General features: G+C 37.3%; 23 protein-coding genes, 2 tRNA genes and 3 pseudogenes. 15 read left to right on the top strand and 13 right to left on the bottom strand.

The annotated features are described in order from the left end of the window. Window positions 1-48 precede the first annotated feature (48 nt). Together bamC and dapA are read right to left on the bottom strand one after the other, a co-directional pair. Entirely contained in the window at window positions 49-1,050 is a 1,002-nt protein-coding gene (gene bamC, locus LIX50_RS05780) for an outer membrane protein assembly factor BamC (protein WP_048952703.1), read from the bottom strand. A gap of 87 nt (window positions 1,051-1,137) precedes the next feature. Beyond that, window positions 1,138-2,034 (bottom strand): 4-hydroxy-tetrahydrodipicolinate synthase, encoded by an 897-nt coding sequence (gene dapA, locus LIX50_RS05775; protein WP_048952704.1) that lies wholly within the window; start codon window positions 2,032-2,034, stop codon window positions 1,138-1,140. Window positions 2,035-2,135: 101 nt separating this feature from the next. Here dapA and bcp point away from each other — a divergent pair, with 101 nt between their 5' ends. The 4 genes from bcp to LIX50_RS05755 all read left to right on the top strand — a co-directional run bounded on the left by bcp (window position 2,136) and on the right by LIX50_RS05755 (window position 4,443). Further along, window positions 2,136-2,603, top strand: a complete 468-nt coding sequence (gene bcp, locus LIX50_RS05770; protein WP_048952705.1) for a thioredoxin-dependent thiol peroxidase — start codon at window positions 2,136-2,138, stop codon at window positions 2,601-2,603. Window positions 2,604-2,766: 163 nt separating this feature from the next. Then, complete coding sequence (gene exbB / locus LIX50_RS05765) at window positions 2,767-3,219, top strand: TonB-system energizer ExbB (RefSeq protein WP_048952706.1); 453 nt, start codon at window positions 2,767-2,769, stop codon at window positions 3,217-3,219. A 3-nt stretch (window positions 3,220-3,222) separates the two neighbouring features. Then, window positions 3,223-3,660, top strand: a complete 438-nt coding sequence (gene exbD / locus LIX50_RS05760) for a TonB system transport protein ExbD (protein ID WP_065265468.1) — start codon at window positions 3,223-3,225, stop codon at window positions 3,658-3,660. Window positions 3,661-3,669: 9 nt separating this feature from the next. Beyond that, window positions 3,670-4,443 (top strand): TonB family protein, encoded by a 774-nt coding sequence (locus LIX50_RS05755; RefSeq protein WP_048952708.1) that lies wholly within the window; start codon window positions 3,670-3,672, stop codon window positions 4,441-4,443. Window positions 4,444-4,528: 85 nt separating this feature from the next. Here LIX50_RS05755 and LIX50_RS05750 read toward each other — a convergent pair whose 3' ends face one another. The 7 genes from LIX50_RS05750 to mutY all read right to left on the bottom strand — a co-directional run bounded on the left by LIX50_RS05750 (window position 4,529) and on the right by mutY (window position 8,768). Further along, on the bottom strand, window positions 4,529-5,353 hold the full coding sequence (locus LIX50_RS05750; RefSeq protein ID WP_048952709.1) for a class II glutamine amidotransferase: 825 nt from the start codon (window positions 5,351-5,353) through the stop codon (window positions 4,529-4,531). A 102-nt stretch (window positions 5,354-5,455) separates the two neighbouring features. After that, entirely contained in the window at window positions 5,456-5,833 is a 378-nt protein-coding gene (locus tag LIX50_RS05745; protein ID WP_048952710.1) for a cytochrome b562, read from the bottom strand. Between the two features lie 67 nt (window positions 5,834-5,900). After that, a tRNA-Asn gene (locus LIX50_RS05740) sits at window positions 5,901-5,976 on the bottom strand. A gap of 2 nt (window positions 5,977-5,978) precedes the next feature. Further along, window positions 5,979-6,054 (bottom strand) — tRNA-Phe (locus LIX50_RS05735). 239 nt (window positions 6,055-6,293) lie between these two features. Next, a complete protein-coding gene (gene mltC / locus LIX50_RS05730) occupies window positions 6,294-7,367 on the bottom strand; it encodes a membrane-bound lytic murein transglycosylase MltC (RefSeq protein WP_048952711.1) in 1,074 nt (357 codons plus the stop codon). A gap of 14 nt (window positions 7,368-7,381) precedes the next feature. Beyond that, window positions 7,382-7,654, bottom strand: a complete 273-nt coding sequence (locus tag LIX50_RS05725) for an oxidative damage protection protein (protein ID WP_048952712.1) — start codon at window positions 7,652-7,654, stop codon at window positions 7,382-7,384. Continuing rightward, the gene (mutY, locus tag LIX50_RS05720; RefSeq protein WP_048952713.1) at window positions 7,632-8,768 is read right to left on the bottom strand and encodes an A/G-specific adenine glycosylase; all 1,137 of its coding nucleotides are present in this window, start codon (window positions 8,766-8,768) and stop codon (window positions 7,632-7,634) included. Before mutY ends, LIX50_RS05725 begins: the two co-directional genes overlap by 23 nt. 173 nt (window positions 8,769-8,941) lie before the next feature. Here mutY and rpmE point away from each other — a divergent pair, with 173 nt between their 5' ends. From rpmE to LIX50_RS05700, 4 genes are all read left to right on the top strand, one after another. Next, on the top strand, window positions 8,942-9,154 hold the full coding sequence (gene rpmE, locus LIX50_RS05715) for a 50S ribosomal protein L31 (protein ID WP_005625828.1): 213 nt from the start codon (window positions 8,942-8,944) through the stop codon (window positions 9,152-9,154). 95 nt (window positions 9,155-9,249) lie between these two features. Next, window positions 9,250-10,062 (top strand): glycosyltransferase family 25 protein, encoded by an 813-nt coding sequence (locus tag LIX50_RS05710; RefSeq protein ID WP_048952714.1) that lies wholly within the window; start codon window positions 9,250-9,252, stop codon window positions 10,060-10,062. Window positions 10,063-10,065: 3 nt separating this feature from the next. After that, window positions 10,066-11,037, top strand: a complete 972-nt coding sequence (locus tag LIX50_RS05705; RefSeq protein WP_048952715.1) for a glycosyltransferase family 8 protein — start codon at window positions 10,066-10,068, stop codon at window positions 11,035-11,037. Continuing rightward, on the top strand, window positions 11,034-11,780 hold the full coding sequence (locus LIX50_RS05700; protein WP_226385909.1) for a glycosyltransferase family 25 protein: 747 nt from the start codon (window positions 11,034-11,036) through the stop codon (window positions 11,778-11,780). The genes LIX50_RS05705 and LIX50_RS05700 overlap by 4 nt, the downstream gene beginning before the upstream one ends. Window positions 11,781-11,818: 38 nt before the next feature. Here the strand turns inward: LIX50_RS05700 and hemN are convergent, their stop codons facing one another. The 4 genes from hemN to LIX50_RS05680 all read right to left on the bottom strand — a co-directional run bounded on the left by hemN (window position 11,819) and on the right by LIX50_RS05680 (window position 15,843). Beyond that, the gene (hemN, locus tag LIX50_RS05695) at window positions 11,819-13,186 is read right to left on the bottom strand and encodes an oxygen-independent coproporphyrinogen III oxidase (protein WP_048952717.1); all 1,368 of its coding nucleotides are present in this window, start codon (window positions 13,184-13,186) and stop codon (window positions 11,819-11,821) included. Beyond that, window positions 13,186-13,632 (bottom strand): DUF2489 domain-containing protein, encoded by a 447-nt coding sequence (locus LIX50_RS05690; RefSeq protein ID WP_048952718.1) that lies wholly within the window; start codon window positions 13,630-13,632, stop codon window positions 13,186-13,188. Before LIX50_RS05690 ends, hemN begins: the two co-directional genes overlap by 1 nt. Window positions 13,633-13,635: 3 nt before the next feature. Beyond that, window positions 13,636-14,196 (bottom strand): Der GTPase-activating protein YihI, encoded by a 561-nt coding sequence (gene yihI, locus LIX50_RS05685; protein WP_048952719.1) that lies wholly within the window; start codon window positions 14,194-14,196, stop codon window positions 13,636-13,638. A gap of 120 nt (window positions 14,197-14,316) precedes the next feature. After that, window positions 14,317-15,843 carry a catalase gene (locus LIX50_RS05680; RefSeq protein ID WP_048952720.1) on the bottom strand — a complete coding sequence of 509 codons (1,527 nt, stop codon included), beginning with the start codon at window positions 15,841-15,843 and terminating at the stop codon, window positions 14,317-14,319. Between the two features lie 248 nt (window positions 15,844-16,091). On the opposite strand from LIX50_RS05680, the gene LIX50_RS05675 reads away from it, so the two are divergent. From LIX50_RS05675 to LIX50_RS05650, 7 genes and pseudogenes are all read left to right on the top strand, one after another. Next, entirely contained in the window at window positions 16,092-17,249 is a 1,158-nt protein-coding gene (locus LIX50_RS05675; protein ID WP_048952721.1) for an EmrA/EmrK family multidrug efflux transporter periplasmic adaptor subunit, read from the top strand. Between the two features lie 9 nt (window positions 17,250-17,258). Beyond that, on the top strand, window positions 17,259-18,791 hold the full coding sequence (locus LIX50_RS05670; protein WP_048952722.1) for a DHA2 family efflux MFS transporter permease subunit: 1,533 nt from the start codon (window positions 17,259-17,261) through the stop codon (window positions 18,789-18,791). A gap of 126 nt (window positions 18,792-18,917) precedes the next feature. Further along, window positions 18,918-19,955: pseudogene (locus LIX50_RS05665) on the top strand (CRISPR-associated endonuclease Cas3''); the annotation flags it as partial. A gap of 328 nt (window positions 19,956-20,283) precedes the next feature. Then, complete coding sequence (locus LIX50_RS09545) at window positions 20,284-20,466, top strand: hypothetical protein (protein ID WP_318971868.1); 183 nt, start codon at window positions 20,284-20,286, stop codon at window positions 20,464-20,466. 247 nt (window positions 20,467-20,713) lie between these two features. Further along, window positions 20,714-21,280, top strand: coding sequence for a CRISPR-associated helicase/endonuclease Cas3 (locus LIX50_RS09540; RefSeq protein ID WP_342585999.1), 567 nt, complete (start codon window positions 20,714-20,716; stop codon window positions 21,278-21,280). Then, window positions 21,250-21,420 (top strand): annotated as a pseudogene (locus LIX50_RS05655) (aminopeptidase PepB); the annotation flags it as partial. The gene LIX50_RS09540 and the pseudogene LIX50_RS05655, both read left to right, overlap by 31 nt. Window positions 21,421-21,436: 16 nt before the next feature. Next, window positions 21,437-21,694 (top strand): annotated as a pseudogene (locus tag LIX50_RS05650) (nucleoside-diphosphate kinase); the annotation flags it as partial. Window positions 21,695-21,895 lie beyond the last annotated feature (201 nt).

The following is a 21,895-nucleotide window of genomic DNA, read 5'->3' as shown; positions in this document are numbered from 1 at the left end:
CTAGAAAAAAATGAAAAATAAAACCGCACTTTAAAGTGCGGTTTTTCTTTATCTTGATATCATATTACTTATCGCCTGATAGATCTTTCTTGCATCATTTCCTGAAAGTGAATGCCCTTTTTCATCAGAGATAACCATTGAACTTTGTTTGCCATGATCCGAGATTTGCATATTGTAAATACCGTTATCTATTTTGGGGGATTCGATACCTAAGCGTAGCCAGTCTTCTTTATTTAAAGAGGAATATTTCAATTCGCGATATCCTCTGCCAGAGGTTTCAGATTTAATCGCAAAACCCACTTTAGGTAAGGCATAGCCTAATTTTTCCCATGCTTGGTTAAATGTCGTATTCATTGCTAAAGCGATTTGACCATTTAGATCTTGAATAATGTGTGATGAAATAGCCCCGACAGAAGCGTTAGACAAATCTTGCTGTTGTTTTGTATAAGCTGATGTTAATGCATATATGAGACGATTCAGACGATCAGAGGTATAACGCTGTTTTTCAGACACACTTGGTGTGAAGATGATACCATCACGACGTGTTTGTAACACCGATACGGCAAGTGCACTAGAACGGCGATCGGTAACATGCTCTATTTGATATTTAATTTCGACATTTTTATCTCCAATACGATCAGTTGGTGACCAATCCGTCGTTAAAACACTATCCTGAACAGTGGATGAAATATTTTCTTCTTTCAGTAGACGTTCAACTTGCTTTAAATTATAGATGCTTGTTTGTTCTTCTGGATATACTATAAGGGCTCGTTCACCGTCAAATTGTGTTAATGAATTTTGAATAATTGCTAATGGTGTTGATGGTGGACGGATATCGATATTTTCCCCTTTTTTGAAGGCAATATTAGGTAATGCATAAGTGTTGTCTGCAACAGGTAAGTTAACGCCTCCTGTTGCTAATGGAGAGAAACCTGGAATACTGGCTTCTGATTTTTGGAATGTATCATTAGCGGTTTTTAGCTTTTCTGGATCAGATGAACAACCACTTAGCACAACAATTGCAGCCAAACCTAATATTATTTTTTTCATGTTTAGAATCCTATAAAATAAACGAAAAATCAATAATACTTTTGCGATAATAAAAATATGGGGACAATGTTCTGCCCCTTATTTTATTTATAATAATCCCGCAAATTTTAATGCTTCTTCTACTTTGGGTTGAACGTTTTCGCTTAATATGGTTAGCGGTAAACGTAAGTGAGGAGATTTAATTAAACCTAAACGATAAGCTGCCCATTTAACTGGTATTGGATTGGATTCAATAAATAAATCATTGTGTAAGCGTATCAGGCGAGCATTAATTTCTTCGGCTTTAGTAAAATCACCTGAAAGTGCATAACGACACATATCAGCCATATCTTTTGAGGCAAGATTATTAGTAACGGAAATAACCCCTTCAGCACCTAATTTCATTGCTTCTAAACTAGTTGCATCGTCGCCACTTAAAACAATGAAATCTTGACCAGCAAGTGCTTTAATTTTTGTTACACGACTTACATCGCCTGTTGCTTCTTTAATACCTACAATATTTTTAATCTGGGCTAAACGAGCAACTGTTTCAGGTTTCATGTCACTACCAGTACGTCCTGGTACATTGTAAAGAATTTGTGGCAGATCGGTACATTCAGCAATGGCTTTAAAATGTTGGTACATACCTTCTTGAGTCGGCTTATTATAGTAAGGAACGACAGATAAACAACCAGCGACACCACTATCGCGTAATAATTTTGTCATCGTTATTGCTTCACTAGTAGCGTTTGCGCCAGCCCCCGCAATAATTGGAATACGTCCTTTCGCAAATTCTACTGTCTTCTCAATAACCTTTACATTTTCTTCAATACTTAATGTGGCAGATTCACCGGTTGTTCCTACAGAAACAAGCGCATTAGATCCGGCATCAATATGATGCTCAACTAATTTTTCTAAACAAGCAAAATCAATTTCGCCATAGTTATTCATTGGTGTGACAAGAGCCACAATACTGCCAGAAAATAAAGGATTTTGAGCTGACATAGAACCTCCGTTTATCTTTTCGATTTTATTATTTGGTATAGCTCTCTATAGTCGCTAAAATGGCTTGAATTTGCAAATCTTTTTTTTCAAAGGAGTCTTTTATGAATAGATTGATTGCGGGAAACCAAGCACCGGCTTTTACATTATTGAATCAACAAGAAAGTCCTATTTCTTTAAGTGATTTTAGGGGGAAAAAAGTGCTTGTCTATTTTTATCCTAAAGCACTTACCCCAGGGTGTACGAGTCAAGCATGTGGATTACGTGATAGCAAGTCTGAGTTAGATGAATTAGGGCTTGTTATATTGGGGATTAGCCCAGATATGCCGAAAAAATTGGCGCAATTTATTGAGAAAAAAGCACTTAATTTTACGCTACTTTCAGATCCTGATCATCAAGTCGCAGAAATGTTTGGCGTATGGGGGGAGAAGAAATTTATGGGAAAAACCTATGACGGTATTCATAGAGTCAGTTTTTTAATTGATGAAAATGGAAAAATTATGCATGTATTTGATAAATTTAAAACTACAGTTCATCACCAAGTTATCGTAGATTATCTTAAAAATCTTTAAACCTTTTTCAAAACTTACCGCGCTTTATGTAAAGTGCGGTAAAAAAGCATTATTTTTTAGTTCCATATTTACGTCTAATCCTAGCTTTGCTAAAATTCTCTACAATTGAAATTCATTCTCAATTATATTTCCAATAAAATTCTCAAATAATAAGGACAGAAAAATGTTACAGCTTTTTGATTTTTTACAACAATACAGTGATTTTATCATTATTGGTTTACTGCTACTGATGAGTGTGACGATGTTAGCAATGGTAACCGAGCGTTATATTTTTTTACGTAAAGTTAATGTTGCACATTACTCAACTATTCATGAGTTAGATATTGATTTGAATCGTAACATGACCACGATTTCAACAATTGGAGCTAATGCGCCTTATGTTGGATTACTAGGAACGGTTATCGGAATTTTGCTTACTTTTTATCAAATTGGCCACGGTGGTGGTGATATTGATGCAGGCATTATTATGATGCATCTTTCACTTGCGTTAAAAGCAACAGCATTAGGGATTCTCGTCGCAATTCCTTCTATGGTATTTTATAACGGTTTAGGACGTAAGGTAGAAGTTAATCGTTTGAAATGGAAAGTGTTAAACGAACCAAAAGATAAGGAATAGTCTGTGAAAAAATTTGATGAAATCAACATTATCCCTTTTATCGATATTATGTTGGTGTTACTTGCTGTCGTCTTGATTACAGCATCATTTATTTCTCAAGGTAAAATTCAAGTAAATGTGCCAAAGGCGAGTACTGCTGTGGCATTCAAATCTGATGATCTCGCTAAATTATTAACGGTTACAGCGGATAAACAACTCTATTTTAATGATAAACCTATTTCGCAAGAGGCTCTTGAGGCTGAGGTTGCACGCTGGAATAAGGATCAGAAAGTCACCTTGAAGATTGATGCAGAAGCATCTTTTCAGGATTTTGTAACAATCACAGATATGCTTGCTAAAAATGATATTAAAAATGTTGCGATTGTTTCAATGAAAGACAAAGGGCAGGGAAAAAGTGGCCGGGCTCCCGTCTCTACTCAATCTATTTCTACCGCACCTTAAGGAATCATTATGCAGCAAACAAAACGTTCGCTCTTAGGTTTGCTAGTTTCTTTATTGGTACATGGCATTATTGTTGGTTTACTTTTATGGACTTGGAATAAACCAAGTGATAGCGCCAATAATGCTGCAGGAGACATTGCAACGAGCATTTCTATGGAAATGGTGCAGGGAATGGTTATGGAAGAGCCTGCACCTGAGCCTCAAAATATGCAGAAAGAACCTGAGCCGGAGAAGAAAGAGGTTGTGGAAGATCCCACAGTGAAGCCTGAGCCTAAAAAAATTAAAGAGCCAGAAAAAGAAAAGCCTAAGCCTAAGGAAAAGCCTAAAGAAAAACCAAAGGATAAACCTAAGAAAGAGCTTAAACCTCAAGATAAGCCTATTAATAAAGATTTACCAAAGGGTGATAAAAATATTGATTCTACTGCGAATGCTAATGCAAAAGCGACAACAACGAGTACAGCTAATAGCAATGCTCAAGTAGCTGGTTCAGGGACTGATTCGAGTGAAATAGCCGCTTATCGTTCAGCAATTCGCCGTGAAATTGAACGTCATAAACGTTATCCAACTAGGGCAAAAATGATGCGTAAACAGGGTAAAGTCAGCGTATCCTTTAATGTTTCGGGTGACGGTTCATTAACTGGTGCACATATAACTCAGTCATCCGGTGATGAAAGTTTAGATAATGCGGCGCTTGATGCGGTGAATAGTGCGAGCCCTGTTGGTGCAAGACCTGCTGGATTTCCTTCGGGATTAAATGTGCCGATTAGTTTTACGCTTCAGTAATAAAAATAAAGGTATATAGGACAAAATAAAAGTGCGGTTAAAATCAATGAAACTTAACCGCACTTTTATTCTGACTAGAAAATAGTTAGATTGTTCTATTACCTAATGTGCCATCATCAATTGCTGCTTTGGGTGTACCGATGACTTCAGCGATTTTATCTCCATTTTTAAAAAAAACAAATCCGCCATTTTCCATTTTTGTCCAGGTTTCATCTTTGGTAAGTGGAAAGGTTGTAATGATGTTTACCTTATCGCCCTCTTTCGCATAATCGCTAAAATCAATGACGCCGTCGTCATCAATACGATGTGCTTTTCCAAAAGGCGCTTTTCGCATTAAATAATGCAGGTTAGTGGAGCAGTGAGCAATCATCCATTCACCATTGGATAAAATAAAGTTGAACGTACCGTGTTGAGCTAGCTCTTTTGTCACTTTTTGAATTGCCTCAAAAACTTCCATTTCGCTAGGTTTTTGGCGGTAGGTATTTTTGAGATATTCTGCTAAATAACAAAAAGCAGCCTCAGAATCAGTAGAACCAATAGGTTGTAAAAAGTAGTTACTCATATCAGGTAAATTTTTTAAATTACCATTATGCGCAAATACCCAGTTCTCCCCCCAGATTTCACGAATGAAAGGATGGGTGTTTTCGATATTAACATCACCTTGAGTTGCTTTACGAATATGAGCAATAACGTTTAGTGATTTAATCTTGTATTGTTTGACGCAATCTGCAATAGGCGAGTTACTTGCAGGATGATTATCACGAAAAACACGTACGCCACGCCCTTCAAAAAAAGCGATACCAAAGCCATCAGAATGGCAATCTGTTAACCCTGCACGACGACGAAATCCCTCAAAAGAAAAGACGATATCCGTTGGTGTGTTGCAGTTCATTCCGAGTAATTGACACATAGTTTAGATATATAACCCCATAATATGTATTGATTTAACACCATTATAGGGGGGATTTCAAGAGAAGTGCGGTGAATTTTTATAATAAAACGTTACATTTTATTACTTATATAACTTATGGTACATTTGTCGTAATTCTGACATTTCATATAGCTTTGTTTTAGCCGCATCAAGTTTGCCTTCTTTAGCTAAATTAGAGGCCTCTGTGGCTACATCAATCACTTTTTGAATACCTTGTTGATAACCAGGAAATTGAGATTGATCTCCGTTCCATTTTGTCGGCATGGTTACTTTTGAGTGTTCGGCAGCATTAATAAATGCGCTTATGTTATTTTGGAATTCTTCTGATGAAGAGGCTTTTGATGCTAATACTAAACGTTGGGACATAATCATCATTTCGTCACGAAGATTAATAGGATTTGTTGCAAAAGTGGAAGAGGCAAATACAGCAAGGCCCATAAACGCAAAAAATTTTTTCATTTGTATACCCTTAAAAAATAAAAGATAGCAAAAAGCCGCTAAATTTCTTTAGCGGCTTTTTAGAATTTGGCTCCTCCTGCGGGACTCGAACCTGCGACATATGGATTAACAGTCCACCGTTCTACCGACTGAACTAAGGAGGAAATGGTGCCTCGAGGCGGAATCGAACCACCGACACGGGGATTTTCAATCCCCTGCTCTACCGACTGAGCTATCGAGGCGTTATCATTATCGGCTGCTGCCTGACAACGGAGCGTATTAAACTATTTTTTCGAGAGCCGGTCAATAACTAAATTTAAAAAAAATGAAAAAACTGTTTTGTTTGGATAGTTAATCATCAAAGTGTTTATTAAAACAACTAAAATTTATAATTTGCTTATTTATTTTACAATCATCTTTTTATAAAAAAATGCTCGTTGAAATGGTTCAACGAGCATTTAGTTATGATTAAAGGGCTGTATTATCGTCTTACGCGGAATTTTTTCTGTGCTTGATCTACTTTTAATAGGTAATTTCGTGCTTGAGCAGATGGATGAGCGGTTGTCAGAATGCGGAAAACTTGTTCCGGATACATTTGATTGATTTTATAAATCGCTTCATCTTTATCATTATCAAATACACGTAACACCGCACCTGCACCACTATTATAAGCAGAAATCATAGCAAAGCGTTTTGATGTTGGATTGGTAATTCCATCTAAATATTGGTTTTGAAGAAGCCATAAATAAGAGACGCCCGAATCAATATTATTTGCTGGATCGTATAAATAACGCTCTGATGGCTGCCCACTTTTCCCTTTCATAGCAAATACATCACGGCCCGCAGTGCGTGGAACAACTTGCATTAAACCAATAGCATTTGCATAGCTAATTGCATAAGGGTTAAAGCTTGATTCTGTTTGCATAATACCTAAGATCAGACTTTCATCAATGCCATAACGTTCAGATGCTTTACGAACTAATGGTAAATATTTCTGAGCGCGGACTTCCACGTGGTTTGCAATCATAGGAATTGCAACAAATTGCACGGTATGACCATTTTGTAGGCGGCGTGTTTGTAATTTATTTTGGATCAAATAAGTTGCAAAATTACTTGCAATAAATTGGTTTGCAATTTGCTGGCCTTGGTGGTCTACCACCTGTCCTAAAAGAAACGGACGAGAGCTAATGGGAACGTCACCTGAGGCAAATAAATCAATCCCTTTTGCATCTGCTCCCATTAATAACGTATGAACAATTGCATTATGTAAGCGATTAAGGTCTTGTTGTGTTTCAATGACAATATTACCTTCATCGAAACTTACGTGGCTACGTGTATAAAAAGAATCGGTATATTTTACGTAATCTTTACGGCTGGCAACTAATAATTCATTTACACCCCAAATACGATCAATATTATGTGAGAATTGTCCAGTAAGAATGTCTAAACCTTGTGTATCTTTTGCAAAGGCTTCATCGTAATTAATACTGCGGTTCGGAGAGTCGCTACAAGCATATAAAAAAGGCAGTAATGCTAATAATAAATACTTTTTCATTGTGTTACAGGCAATTAATTTGATGGTGGAACATAACCTTCAATATGCACATCTTTTCCTTCAAACAAAAAATTGATCATTTCTTGTTCTAATAATTTACGATGCTCGGTATTCATCATATTGAGTTTTTTTTCATTAACCAGCATTGTTTGTTTTTTAATCCATTCTCCCCAAGCCTGTTTGCTGATTGAATCAAAAATACGTTTTCCGAGTTCACCAGGATAGAGCTGGAAATCTAAACCTTCTGCTTCTTTTTTAAGATATTCACAAAATACTGTTCTTGCCATAATGATTCCTTACAAATTGAATTAAAAGATTTTTTACCGGTTGAGCAAGCCCGATCTGTTCAGGATTTTGCGGATCATACCAATATTTGACCGTACTGGATAGATTTGATTGATATTCTTTTGGATTTTCCGAGATTTTATGCCAATCATCATTTTCTTGTTCAATATGTAAATTATCATTAACTTCTGCGTAAATTGGGTGAATATCTAAATGAAAATGACTAAAAGTATGTCGAAAACTTGGCCAGGCTTGATAATGGGAAATACCTTCTTGTATGAGGTGGTTCAATAACGTTGATTTATCCTCAAATTGAGGAAAGCAAAATAATCCTCCCCATAACCCCGAATTTTCTCTTTGTTCTAACCAAACTTTTCCTTTGTTTGATAATATTAAAAAATAGGTTTCTTTTTCTGGTATGGTTTTTTTAGGTTTTTTATTTGGAAATTGCCCCCAATTTTCATGTTTATTCGTCAAACAATCCTTATTTAAAGGGCAAAGTTCACATTTTGGTTTTGTTCGTGTGCATACCATTGCACCAATATCCATCATCGCTTGGTTAAAGTCAGCAACGCGTGTTACAGGCGTGACTTGTTCAGTTAAATGCCACAGGTAATTTTCCACTTTTTTTTCACCCGTCCAGCCTTCAACTTCAAAATAGCGGGCAAGTACACGTTTTACATTACCATCTAAAATGGGGTAAGGTTGATTTAAAACGGAAGATAAAATAGCACCCGCTGTGGAACGCCCTATGCCAGGCAATGCCCATACTTGTTCAAAATTAGTTGGAAAATTCCCATTAAATTCATCCCGCACTTTTTGGGCTGCTTTATGTAAGTTACGTGCGCGCGCATAATAGCCTAAGCCTGTCCATAAATGTAAGACTTCGTCTTGTGATGCATTAGCAAGTGAGGTAATAGAGGGAAATTTTTTTATAAATTGTTTAAAATAAGGTATAACAGTGGCTACTTGTGTTTGCTGTAGCATTACTTCAGAAAGCCATACGCCATAGAGCGTTTTATCTTGTTGCCAAGGCAAATTCTTACGCCCGAATTTGTCGTACCAAGCCAAAACAGATTTAGCAAAAGAAGTATGTATTGAAGATTGTGCTTGCATAAGGAAAAGTTTTGTTAAGGATGTTTTTGATTCTACACTAAAATGGGGCTTGTTTATCTATGTTTTTTCAGTATAATTCACAGCCTATTTGGTGCCAGATATGGCGTATTATTCACTCACGCGGTGTAGGGAGAAAGTTCTTATAGCGGCGTGGCTTCATTTTGAGGTTTTCTATGAAACAAGGTATTCACCCAGAATATAAAGAAATCACGGCAACCTGCTCTTGCGGTAACGTGATCAAAACTCGTTCAACTTTAGGCAAAGATATCAATCTTGATGTGTGCGGTAACTGCCACCCATTCTACACAGGTAAACAACGTGTTGTAGATACTGGCGGTCGTGTTGAACGCTTTAACAGCCGTTTCAAAATCCCAAGCACAAAATAATTTGAACTTGCTTCGAAACCCTGCCAAATGGTGGGGTTTTGTTTTATCTAGAGAACGTATAAAATAGTTAAATCTAAATTGAATAAGAAATACCTATGCATACCAATTATGTTATAAGCCTTTCATCTGCTTCTCAACGTCGTGAACATATCATCAAAGAATTTGGTAAACATCATATTCCTTTTGAGTTCTATGACGCTATAACCCCATCAGAGTGCCTTAATCAACTCATTCAAACTTATTTGCCAAATCTTGCTCATGCTAAACTTTCAGAAGGGGAGAAAGCATGTTTTATGAGCCATTATATGCTATGGAAAAAATGCATAGATGAAAACCTTCCTTATATATATATTTTTGAAGATGATGTATTGCTAGGTGAAGATGCTTATTCATTTTTAGCTGAAGATGAATGGTTAAAGGAACGATTTACTTCAGATGATAGCTTTATTTTGAGATTTGAAACTTTTTTGAAACCAGCCAAATGTGAAAATGTAAAGATCTCATCATTTAAGAGTAGGTTAATTTTAAAATTAGTCGAAGAGCAGTATGGATTAGCTGCATACGTTATATCCAAAAATGCAGTTATCAGTTTGTTTAGGCAAATGTCCAGGCTTACATCGGATGATATTGATGCGATTGATATTTTGGCATTTAGAGATTTTCTGAATTTAGATAATGTATATAGTTACCAAATTATACCAGCTATAAGTATTCAAGAATTACAATGGAAAAAGAGTAAAAGTGTTTTATATAGTCAGTTAGAAGATGAACGTTATAAAATATTAAAAGATAATAAAGTTAAAAATTCAAAGAAAACATTAATAGAACATCTCTTTCGATTAATAACCAAACCTAAGAGACTCTTATATAAGAGAAAGAGAAAAAAATATATAGTACCATTTAGATAGATTATGTTTAGTAATATTAAATTAGTTAATAAAAGATTAGATTTGATTATTAATCATGATAATAATCATAATAATATAGTATTCTCATCAGATTTTAAGTATTCTAAATATATCGGTGTGTCAATATTATCAATTTTAGAGAATAACATTCATGAGAAGTATAATTTTCATATATTTGTTAATGATATTGATATATTAGATTTAAACAGAATAAGATTATTGCCATATAAAAATATAAATATTTTCTTTTACTGGTTAGACGATAGTATTGTTGAGGGGTTACAAACAACTCAACATTTTTCAAAAGGTATGTATTATAGGCTGCTTATCCCTTATATTTTACATAGGAAAGTAGATACTTTTTTGTATTTAGATACAGATGTTATATGTGTTGGAGATATATCTGAAATATTTTCTACCAATTTATCTAAAAAGGTTGTAGCAGCTGTAGCTGATACAATAGAAGAATATCATTTATATAGGCTATATGAATTAGGATTTAAAAAAGAATCAACATATTTTAATTCTGGAGTAATGTATATAAATACTAGTGAATGGGTTAATAATAAAATCACAGAGAAGTTTCTTAGTTTAATTGGTATGAGTTCTTATGTTTATCCAGATCAGGATGTACTGAACCTGATATTAAATAATAGTTCTGTTGTATTTTTATCAGAAAAGTTTAACTACCAAAAATGGTTAAAACTATCTAGGGAAGATTTTTATGAAGAATGTAAATTAGTTTCTTTAGTCCATTTTATTGGACCTCATAAACCTTGGTCGATATCTGGCTACAATAGAATCTATAATTATTATAAAAGTAGATCATTTTGGAAAAAGCAAGAATTTGAAAATATTGATACAACATTAGGGTTAAAAAAAGCATCTAAATGCTTTTGGAAGGATGGTAATAAATTTATTTCAGTATGGTATCATGTCAGATATTTAATAAGAAAGTTAAAGAGACTAAAATGAAAAAATTGCCTATCTATATTATTAACCTAGAAAAATCTACTGATCGTAAAGCTTATATGCAGGCTCAGTTTGATCAATTATTTTTGGATAACACAGAACAGGCTATTCATTTCTTTAAGGCAATTAATGGAAAAGAAAATCCGAATCACCCCTTATTTCAACGTTATAACGAGAAGAAGAGACTGAATGTGAAAGGGTATCCACTCACACGCAATCAACTAGGGTGCTATGCTAGCCATTATTCAATGTGGGAAAAATGTATTGAGTTAGATAGTCCAATTATTGTGTTGGAAGATGACGCTAAGTTTAAAGATAATTTTCTAGACCTGCTTGATTTTATTAATAGTGAGAAAAATACCTTTGAGTTTTTCTGGCTACAGCCTGATCGTTTAAAAAATAAAAGAAAATTAGTGGCGGATTTTGGGCATTTCTCTGTTTATCAATTTAGTAAAGGTTTTATTGGGGCGACAGGTTATTATTTAACACCTAAAGCGGCTAAGAAATTTTTAGCGCAAAGCCAAGAATGGTATTTAACTGTAGATGTGACAATGGATCGTTTTTTTGAAAATAAAGTCCCACCTTATGCAATTGTACCGTTTTGCTTAGAGGCTGATTATGAAATTGAATCAACTATCTTTGAAAAGCAGAAGAAAGTCAAGACATTAAAAACAGTGATTGCAAGAGAGTTATTTAATATTAGTACCAGTATTAAAAGGAATATTTATAATTTGTTGCATCCATAAATGACAAAGTGCGGTAAAATTTTTACCGCACTTTTTTGTTATATTATTCTTGAAAATTGCTGACGTTTTGCTGCTTCACGTGAGTAAGTATCAAAACACAAACAGATGTTACGAATTAATAGCCTTCCTTTTGGCGAAACTTGGAGACCCGTATGAGTGAGTTTGATGAGCTCATCATCGATTAATGGTTTTAATAGTGCTAAATCTTCGGCAAAGTGAGTGGCAAACGGAACGTTATATTGCGCCTCGATCGGTGAGAAATCGAGTTTAAAGTTACAAATTAATTGTTTAATAACATCACGACGTAAGCAGTCTTCTTGTGTTAATGCTAAACCTTTATGTAGAGCATTGCCTTGTTCTTCAATGAGGGCATAATAGCGCTTTAAGTCTTTTTCATTCTGTGCGTAGGTATCACCCAATAAGCTAATAGAAGACACACCAAGCCCTAATAAATCACATTCTTCTTGCGTTGTGTAGCCTTGAAAGTTTCGGTGCAATACGCCTTGGTCCTGCGCAATGGCAAGTTCATCATGGGGTTTAGCAAAGTGATCCATACCAATAAATTTATAACCTGCATTACCTAGTGTTTCGATCGTTTTTTGCAAAATGGTTAGTTTTGTTTCTGGCGCGGGCAGTTGATATTCTTTAATTTTTGCTTGCCCAGGTACGCGACTTGGTAAATGTGCATAATTAAACACACTTAATCGATCTGGATTGAGTGCAATTACTTTTTCAAGGGTGAACATAAAACTTTCTACAGTCTGTAATGGCAAACCATAGATTAAATCAAGGTTAGTTGATTGAAAGCCTAATTCTCTAGCGTGATCTAACAATGCATGAATAAAATCTTCATCTTGTTCACGGTTTACTGCTTTTTGCACATCTTTATTAAAGTCTTGTACACCCATGCTCATGCGGTTAAAACCAAGGTGACGTAAATGATCAAGCATAGAAAGTTCAATTCTACGAGGATCGATTTCAATTGAAATTTCAGCTGTCTCAGATACTGTAAAATGTTTTTTTAGCATTGCCATTAAACGAGCTGATTGGGTTTCACTCAGATAGGTGGGTGTACCGCCACCCCAGTGAATTTGGGTAACGAGACGATGTTTAAATAATGCTGAGCGTGCACTAATTTCTTTTTCAAGGTAATCTAAATAAATATCAGCCTTATGTTGATGGCGAGTGATCACTTTATTACAGGCACAGAAATAGCAGAGCTGGTGGCAAAAAGGAATGTGAACGTATAAAGAGAGCGGACGATTTGGATAGCGTTTTACGGCGGCTTCAAAATCTTGCTCAGTATAATTTTCATTAAATTCTAGGGCTGTAGGATAGGAGGTATAACGCGGGCCTGATTGATTGTATTTTTGAATAAGTGCGCTATCCCAAATAATTTCTGACATTAAATCACTCCAATCTGTTTAATATCGTCTAAAAACTGACGTAATTCTTCTTTAATTTCGTGTTCAAATTTGGCTTCGGCTCTTTCACGTGCTAAATCTAAACGCATTCTTTCTTTTTTTTCTAATTGTTTACGAGTATCATGAGTTGGCATGTTACGTACGATTTCGTGTAATTGCGCCATACTGGGGTATGGAGTAAGCGTTTTACCAAAGGGCATTAATAACATGGTAAGGCGAATTACACCCTCTGAGTGATTACATTCGCCAGACTGCATTGCTCGAGCAATGATTTCAATACTTTCCTTTAAGCGGGCTTCCCTTATCGCTTTGGATTTAGCTATCATAATGTTTTGTTGTTTTAGCTGTTTTAGTAAACGAATTGTATATCCACTTAACCCTAGAACAACAATAAGTGCAACAATACTTAAAATAATGATCCAAATCATAGATTATCTAAATTGATTAATATCAATACGTTCAAAAGTGCGGTATAAATCATCTTCGTTTTCGTCTTCCTCTTCGATGCCTAGTTCTTCCATTAATTCGGCAATTCTTTCGAGACATTCATCCACAAATTGTTGATCTGCTTTGGTAATTGCTTTACCTTCATCTAAGGCATCTAATAATTCATTCAGAATCTCATTATTTTCAAGCTTTTCAAGCTCTTGCATTGGATCTAACTTTTTCACCTGTTTTACGACAGGAATCGTTTGTCCTTTTTCTGGCTTATTAACAAATTCCACAATTAATGGTACTTTTTTCTTGCTACCAATTTTAGGATCTTTAATTTCTTGTTGGATTTTGTTCGTTTTATCTTCTATTGCGCTATGACGAGAACCTGATGCTAAACCTTTATGTTTTCGTTTTTTCTTATCTTCACGTGCTTTGGCATCTAATTCATAACGTGTGAGTTTTTTTCCAGGACGAGAGTTGGAGATTTCGGGTTTCTTATCCGCTTTACGGATTGGCATAACATCAGTGATGCGACGTGTTTTTTTCTTACGAGCCATTCATAGTTCCTTTTTATAAAATTTTGTGGATTGTATCATTTTCATGTCTAAATTTATAGGCAAATAAAAAACGGAAGCACGTCACTTCCGTTTTTCTTTATCAGTAAAAACTGATTACAATTATAACAATCCACCTTGTCCTAATGCGGGATCAGTATCACGAGCTTTTAATGCATCTTCTACTGTTAATCCTAATGCTTTTGCAACACCAGCGCCGTATGCAGGATCACACCAGTGACAATTACGGATATGACGGTATTTGATGAAGTCAGGCGCATCCCCCATTGCCGCTGCAGTATTATTAAATAATGCTTGTTTTTGTTCAGCATTCATTAAGTTAAATAATGCACGAGGTTGGCTGAAGTAGTCATTATCATCTTGGCGATAATCCCAGAATGCAGCATCACCATTGATACGAAGAGGTGGTTCTGCAAAATCAGGTTGTTGTTGCCATTGGTTGAAGCTGTTTGGTTCATAGTGTGGTAAGCTTCCGTAGTTACCATCAACACGACCTTGACCATCGCGTTGGTTGCTATGAACTGGGCAACGTGGACGGTTTACTGGAATTTGACGGTAGTTCACACCTAAACGGTAACGTTGTGCATCCGCATAGTTAAATAAACGAGCTTGTAACATTCTGTCAGGACTTGCACCGATACCTGGAACTAAGTTGCTTGGTGCAAAAGCAGATTGCTCTACATCAGCAAAGAAGTTTTCTGGGTTACGATTAAGTTCAAATTCACCTACTTCAATTAATGGATAATCTTTTTTCGGCCATACTTTTGTTAAGTCAAATGGGTGGTAAGGCACTTTTTCAGCATCAGCTTCAGGCATGATCTGTACAAATAGTTTCCATTTAGGGAAGTCACCGCGTTCAATTGCTTCATATAAATCACGTTGGTGGCTTTCACGATCATTGGCGATGATTGCAGCAGCTTCTGCATCGGTTAAATTTTTGATACCTTGTTGAGTATGGAAGTGGAATTTAACCCAGAAGCGTTCACCAGCTTCATTCCAGAAACTATAAGTATGTGAACCATAACCATGCATATGACGATAGCTTGCTGGAATACCACGCTCGCTCATTACAATGGTAACTTGATGTAACGCTTCCGGCAATAATGTCCAGAAATCCCAGTTGTTCGTTGCTGAACGCATATTAGTGCGAGGATCGCGTTTTACCGCTTTGTTTAAGTCTGGGAATTTACGAGGATCACGTAAGAAGAATACCGGAGTGTTGTTACCCACTAAGTCCCAGTTACCTTCTTCAGTATAGAATTTTAATGCAAAACCACGAATATCACGTTCAGCATCTGCTGCACCTCGTTCTCCCGCAACAGTGGTAAAGCGCGCGAACATTTCTGTTTTTTTGCCAACTTCACTGAAAATTTTTGCACGAGTATATTTAGTAATATCGTGTGTGACAGTAAAGGTACCAAAAGCACCAGAACCTTTTGCGTGCATACGGCGCTCAGGAATTACTTCACGAACAAAATCTGCTAGTTTTTCATTTAACCATAAATCTTGTGCAAGTAATGGGCCGCGAGGTCCTGCTGTTAAGCTGTTTTGGTTATCGGCAACAGGGGCACCGTTACCCATGGTAAGATTAGAGCCACTTAAATGTGAAAAAGGGCATTGAGAACTCATAGAATACTCCTTGTAAAGTAAATAATCGTTTGGTTGAAATAAATTTCTTGGGTATCATACAAAAAGGTTTTGACGATTGAAATCTATTGAATCAATTCAAAAAAACTATTTTAAACTTTATCTATATTGAGTTCCTTTTGATAAAGTTTCATAATGAAGCATTTCGATCTTTCATAGCGTTTAAAGATTAGCTTTAAATTTTTTTAATGAGTTAATTTTGAGCGCGATTCCTAATTTAGGATTAATTTATGGCTGAAATTAAACAATCTGATATTCCTAATCAGGCAAAACGTAAAAAAAGTCTCGGTATTTTTATCGTTATTTTACTTATTTTAAGTATCACTTGTACTTTGTATTGGTTTTTCTTCTTGAAGGATTTTGAAGAAACAGAAGATGCTTATGTGGGTGGAAATCAAGTAATGGTGTCATCACAAGTTGCGGGCAATGTAGCGAAGATTAATGCGGACAATATGGATAAAGTCCATGCAGGTGATATTCTAGTTGAATTGGATGATACGAATGCAAAACTTAGTTTCGAACAGGCCAAAAGCAATCTCGCCAATGCTGTGCGTCAGGTAGAACAGCTCGGTTTTACTGTGCAGCAATTGCAATCGGCTGTACACGCTAATGAAATTTCTTTAGCTCAAGCACAAGGCAATTTGGCGCGCCGAGTTCAACTTGAAAAAATGGGCGCGATTGATAAAGAATCTTTCCAACACGCAAAAGAAGCCGTCGAGCTTTCTAAAGCAAATTTAAATTCCTCTAGAAATCAATTAGCTGCTAATCAGGCTTTATTGAGTAAGGTTCCATTACGTCAACAACCGCAAATACAGAACGCAATGAGTTCACTGAAACAGGCTTGGTTGAATTTACAACGTACAAAAATTAGAAGCCCAATTGATGGCTATGTGGCTCGTCGTAATGCTCAGGTTGGGCAAGCCGTTTCAGTCGGTGGCGCATTAATGGCAGTGGTATCTAATGAACAAATGTGGTTAGAAGCTAACTTCAAAGAAACCCAATTAACGAATATGCGCATTGGCCAGCCGGTGAAAATTCATTTTGATTTATACGGTAAAAATAAAGAATTTGATGGCGTGATAAATGGCATTGAAATGGGGACTGGCAATGCGTTTTCTCTTTTGCCTTCACAAAATGCTACGGGTAACTGGATTAAAGTGGTGCAACGTGTACCTGTGCGAATTAAATTAGATCCACAACAATTTGTTGAAACGCCATTACGAATTGGTCTTTCTGCAACGGCTAAAGTAAGAATTGCAGATTCATCTGGTCCAATGCTACGAGAAAAATCAGAACCGAAAACTTTATTTGCTACTGATACACTTAAATATGATGAAAGTGCGGTAGAAGATTTGATTGAATCTATCATTCAGCAAAACAGCCATTAAGGCGGCGTTATGGACAATTCCGCAAAAAAATTTCCGCCTATTCAAGGTGGCGCCCTAATTTTATTGACGCTGGCTTTATCTCTCGCCACCTTTATGCAGGTATTAGATTCTACCATTGCAAATGTGGCGATTCCGACTATTGCGGGCGATCTTGGTGCATCTTTTAGTCAAGGTACGTGGGTAATTACTTCTTTTGGTGTGGCAAATGCGATTTCTATTCCAATAACGGGTTGGTTAGCAAAACGTTTTGGCGAAGTGCGGTTATTTTTAGTTTCAACTTTTTTATTCGTTGTATCTTCTTGGCTCTGTGGGATTGCAGATAGTCTTGAGGCATTAATTATTTTTCGTGTCATTCAAGGTGCTGTCGCAGGCCCGGTGATCCCTCTTTCGCAAAGTTTATTATTAAATAATTATCCACCAGAAAAACGAGGAATGGCATTGGCATTTTGGTCAATGACTATTGTTGTTGCGCCTATTTTTGGCCCAATTTTAGGCGGATGGATTAGTGATAATATCCATTGGGGGTGGATCTTCTTTATCAATGTTCCGATTGGTTTATTAGTTGTGCTAATCAGCTGGAAGATTTTAGGTAGCCGAGAAAGTGAAATTGTTCATCAACCTATTGATAAAGTCGGTTTAGTTTTACTTGTCTTAGGCGTGGGATGTTTGCAATTAATGCTTGATCAGGGCCGTGAGCAAGATTGGTTTAATTCTAATGAAATCATTATATTAGCCGTTGTTGCTGTCGTTTGTCTGATTGCCTTGGTTATTTGGGAATTGACAGATGACAATCCTGTGGTGGATATTTCGCTTTTCCATTCTCGTAATTTTAGCGTAGGGTGTTTATGTACCAGTTTAGCCTTTTTGATTTATCTAGGTTCTGTGGTATTAATTCCGCTCTTGCTACAACAAGTCTTCCATTACACCGCGACGTGGGCAGGCCTTGCGGCTTCCCCAGTTGGATTATTCCCAATTTTGCTTTCACCGATTATTGGGCGTTTCGGTTATAAGATCGATATGCGAATTTTAGTGACGATAAGTTTTATTGTATATGCAATAACATTTTATTGGCGAGCGGTGACTTTCGAGCCATCAATGACATTTGCTGATGTGGCTTTACCACAATTAGTGCAAGGTTTGGCTGTGGCCTGTTTCTTTATGCCACTTACCACTATAACGCTGTCTGGCTTGCCTGCGCATAGAATGGCTTCTGCATCTAGCTTATTTAACTTCTTGAGAACTTTAGCGGGTTCTGTTGGGACATCTTTAACCACATTTATGTGGTATAACCGTGAAGCTGTTCACCATACTCAATTAACAGAATACATTAATCCTTATAACCCAATTTCCCAAAGTTTTTACTATCAAATGAATCAATTTGGTTTAAGTGATAGCCAGACTTCAGCTTACCTCGCTCAACAAATAACATCGCAAGGATTTATTATTGGTGCAAATGAAATATTTTGGCTATCAGCTATGGGATTCTTAGGATTGTTTATTGTGATTTGGTTTGCAAAACCACCTTTTGGTGGTCGTCATTAGTATCATATTATTCAAAATTTGAATGATTTAACCTCAAAATGTATCAATGTAAACGTTGTTGACATTAAAACAGGATTAGGAGTAGATTAGGTCAAATAATAATCATAAATATAAAGGATTATTTTTATGCCTGCTAAGCCTCTGTACTACGCCCATTCTGCACAAGACGAACTCAGCAATCTTTTACCTTACGAACATTGGCAAACCTTACAAAGCCATTCGGTAAATGTTGGCGAAATGGCGTCGGAGTTTGCTCAGGTATTTGGTGCGCAGGAAATTGCCTGCCAGACGGGACAGCTGCATGATTTGGGGAAATATTCAGAAGCCTTTAATCACCGATTACATGGTGGCCCCTCAGTCGATCACGCTACTGCCGGCGCAAAAATTGCAGTCGAACGCTGGGGAAATGTGATCGGCAAACTAATGGCGTTTTGCATCGCGGGGCATCATGCCGGGTTGGCAAATGGAAACGGTGAAGGCGATAACCGCCGCACGTTAAAGGATCGTTTGGCGTTGCAATTTGGTGCAGATATTCCCGCCCTCGATAACCTGTGGCAACAAGAAATCAAGCTCCCTCAAAACCTGTCCGCCCCGCCACTCAAAGCCAACGCGCATCATCCTTTTTTCTCCTACGCCTTCTTCACCCGAATGCTCTATTCCTGCTTGGTGGATGCCGATTATCTTGATACCGAAGCCTTTTATTCAAACCTAGAAAACAAAGCCGCCAAGCGCGGCGGCTATCCCGATTTAAACGCCTTACAACATAATTTCAATCAATTTATCAACGATTTCAGACGGCGTATCGCACAAGCTCCAGCGCAAACTGAAGCCGAAAAACGCAACGCCTCCTTAAACCGCCTGCGCAGCGAAATTCTTGATTACGCCGTAGAACAAGCGGCACAACCGCAAGGATTGTTCACGCTCACCGTACCGACCGGCGGCAAAACCTTCACTTCCATGGCGTTTGTGCTGGAACACGCCAAACGGCACGGTATGCAGCGCGTGATTTACGTCATCCCGTTCACCAACATCATCGAACAAAATGCCGCCGAATTCCGCAAAGCCTTTGGCGAATTAGGCGAACAAGCCGTGTTGGAACACCACAGCACCTTTGACGACGGCAAACTGCAAAATAAGGCCACCAAAGACAAATTGTGCCTTGCCCGAACTTACTACCCAAGCAGCCCTGATGCGCTTGACTGCCGACAGCTTTTCGATTTCTCAACACCTCAAGCTATTTATATGACTTGTTCGTTAAATTTTGCACGTTTTAAATTTGGAGAATAGATGTGAATTTCGACTATATAGCCCATGTCCGCAAAGCAGACGGGCAGCCTCAATGTTTACAAACGCATCTAACGGAAACTGCCGAGATCGCCAAATTATTGGCAGCTAAGCTGGATTTAGATCAGGCGGGCGAGTTGCTCGGCCTCATGCATGATTTCGGTAAATATTCCCGAAAATTCCAAAATATATCCACGATGAAACGGGTTTGTTTAATCCCGATTTGGATGATGAGGAAAGTACGCCTAACGGCAGTAAAGTGGATCATTCCACCGCTGGTGCGCAATGGGTTTACCGAGAATTGAGAAAGTTTGGTGCAGCACAGGGCATCGGCGAATTTTTCGGACAAATGCCGGGTTTATGCATTGCCTCACACACGGCGAAGGCTTAATTGACTGTTGTTTCCTGTTTAGTTGTCTGATTGATGCCGACCGTATCAACAGTTCGGATTTTGAACGGGAGGCGCCAAAAGAAATCCGTCGCTTGACGGAAAACCTGATTGGCAAACGGCGATTGATCAATTGGAAACCAAATTAGCAGGTTTTGAAAACCGTTATCCCATTGATGGAATCCGCCGTCGGATTTCAGGCGACTGCCTAAAAAGAGCGGTCGATTTTCAAGGTATTTATACACTGACTGTGCTGACCGGCGGCGGCAAAACATTGGCTAGCCTGCGCTACGCTCTACACCATGCGCAAAAGCATAATCTTGATCGCATTATCTACATCATTCCCTACACTTCCATCATCGACCAAAATGCCCAAGCCGTACGCGAAATTCTCGGCGAAAATTGGGTGCTGGAACATCATTCCAATTTAGAACCTGAAAAACAAAGCTGGCAGGATAAACTGCTGTCTGAAAACTGGGATAAACCTATTGTCTTTACCACCATGGTGCAGTTCTTGGATGCTTGGCTCGGTGGCTGTACACGCGGTGCACGCCATATTCACCCGATGACAAATAGTGTCTTGATTTTCGATGAAATCCAAACCCTGCCGATAAAATGCGTGCATTTGTTTTGCAACGTATTGAACTGGTTGACGACATTTGGCAAAAGCACGGTAGTTTTATGCACGGCAACGCAGCCTCTTCTCGGTGAATTGGGTGTACAGAATTTCCCTGAAGGCAAGAGGGGAACCATTATCGCTCGTGGTTTATTAAAGCTGCCTGAAAAACTGCAACTGCATTTTTATCGTATTTTGTGAAAAATTATCAACAAAATTGGTTGCATATTGATTGTTCAGCGACTTATCGTAAATCGGGTAGTGATTTATGGGCTGTTGGGGCAACAGGGATTGGTGTGCAAACTTTAGCAAATTTAATGTTATCAAAATCATTGAAGTAAGGAGATATGATGACAGAAAGAATTTTTTGCTCCTTTAGTCGATTATATGATGTCTTCACCGATAGTGGTGTCCGTTCTTGAAAAAGAAAATGCAGTGAAAGATTACCGCACTTTGATTGGTACAACGAATCCAGAAACTGCACCAGAAGGTACAATTCGTAAAGATTTTGCATTAAGTCAGCGTGAGAATTCGGTTCATGGTTCGGATAGTGTGGAAAGTGCAAATCGTGAAATTGCCTATTTCTTTACTGATTCTGAAATTTTTGAGCGTTGATGCTTAACTTATAAAAAGTGATATATATTAAAGGCTAATGCAATTTTGAATTTAAATTGATTTAGTCTCACTAGGCGCCATTTATATAAATTTTATCGGATTCAGGATTCAGTATCTTGAATCTATAAATGTATAAATGGCGTTTTAGCATTATTAGAACGTTAGTTTTAATTATAGTTATAAGCACTTCCCGTATTAAAT

Origin of the sequence: Haemophilus sp. Marseille-P9675 (genome assembly GCF_916862695.1) — a bacterium.
Taxonomy (GTDB): Bacteria; Pseudomonadota; Gammaproteobacteria; order Enterobacterales; family Pasteurellaceae; genus Haemophilus; species Haemophilus haemolyticus_K.
The sequence above is the reverse complement of the archived record's forward strand: the minus strand, read 5'-3'. Positions and strand labels throughout refer to the sequence as shown.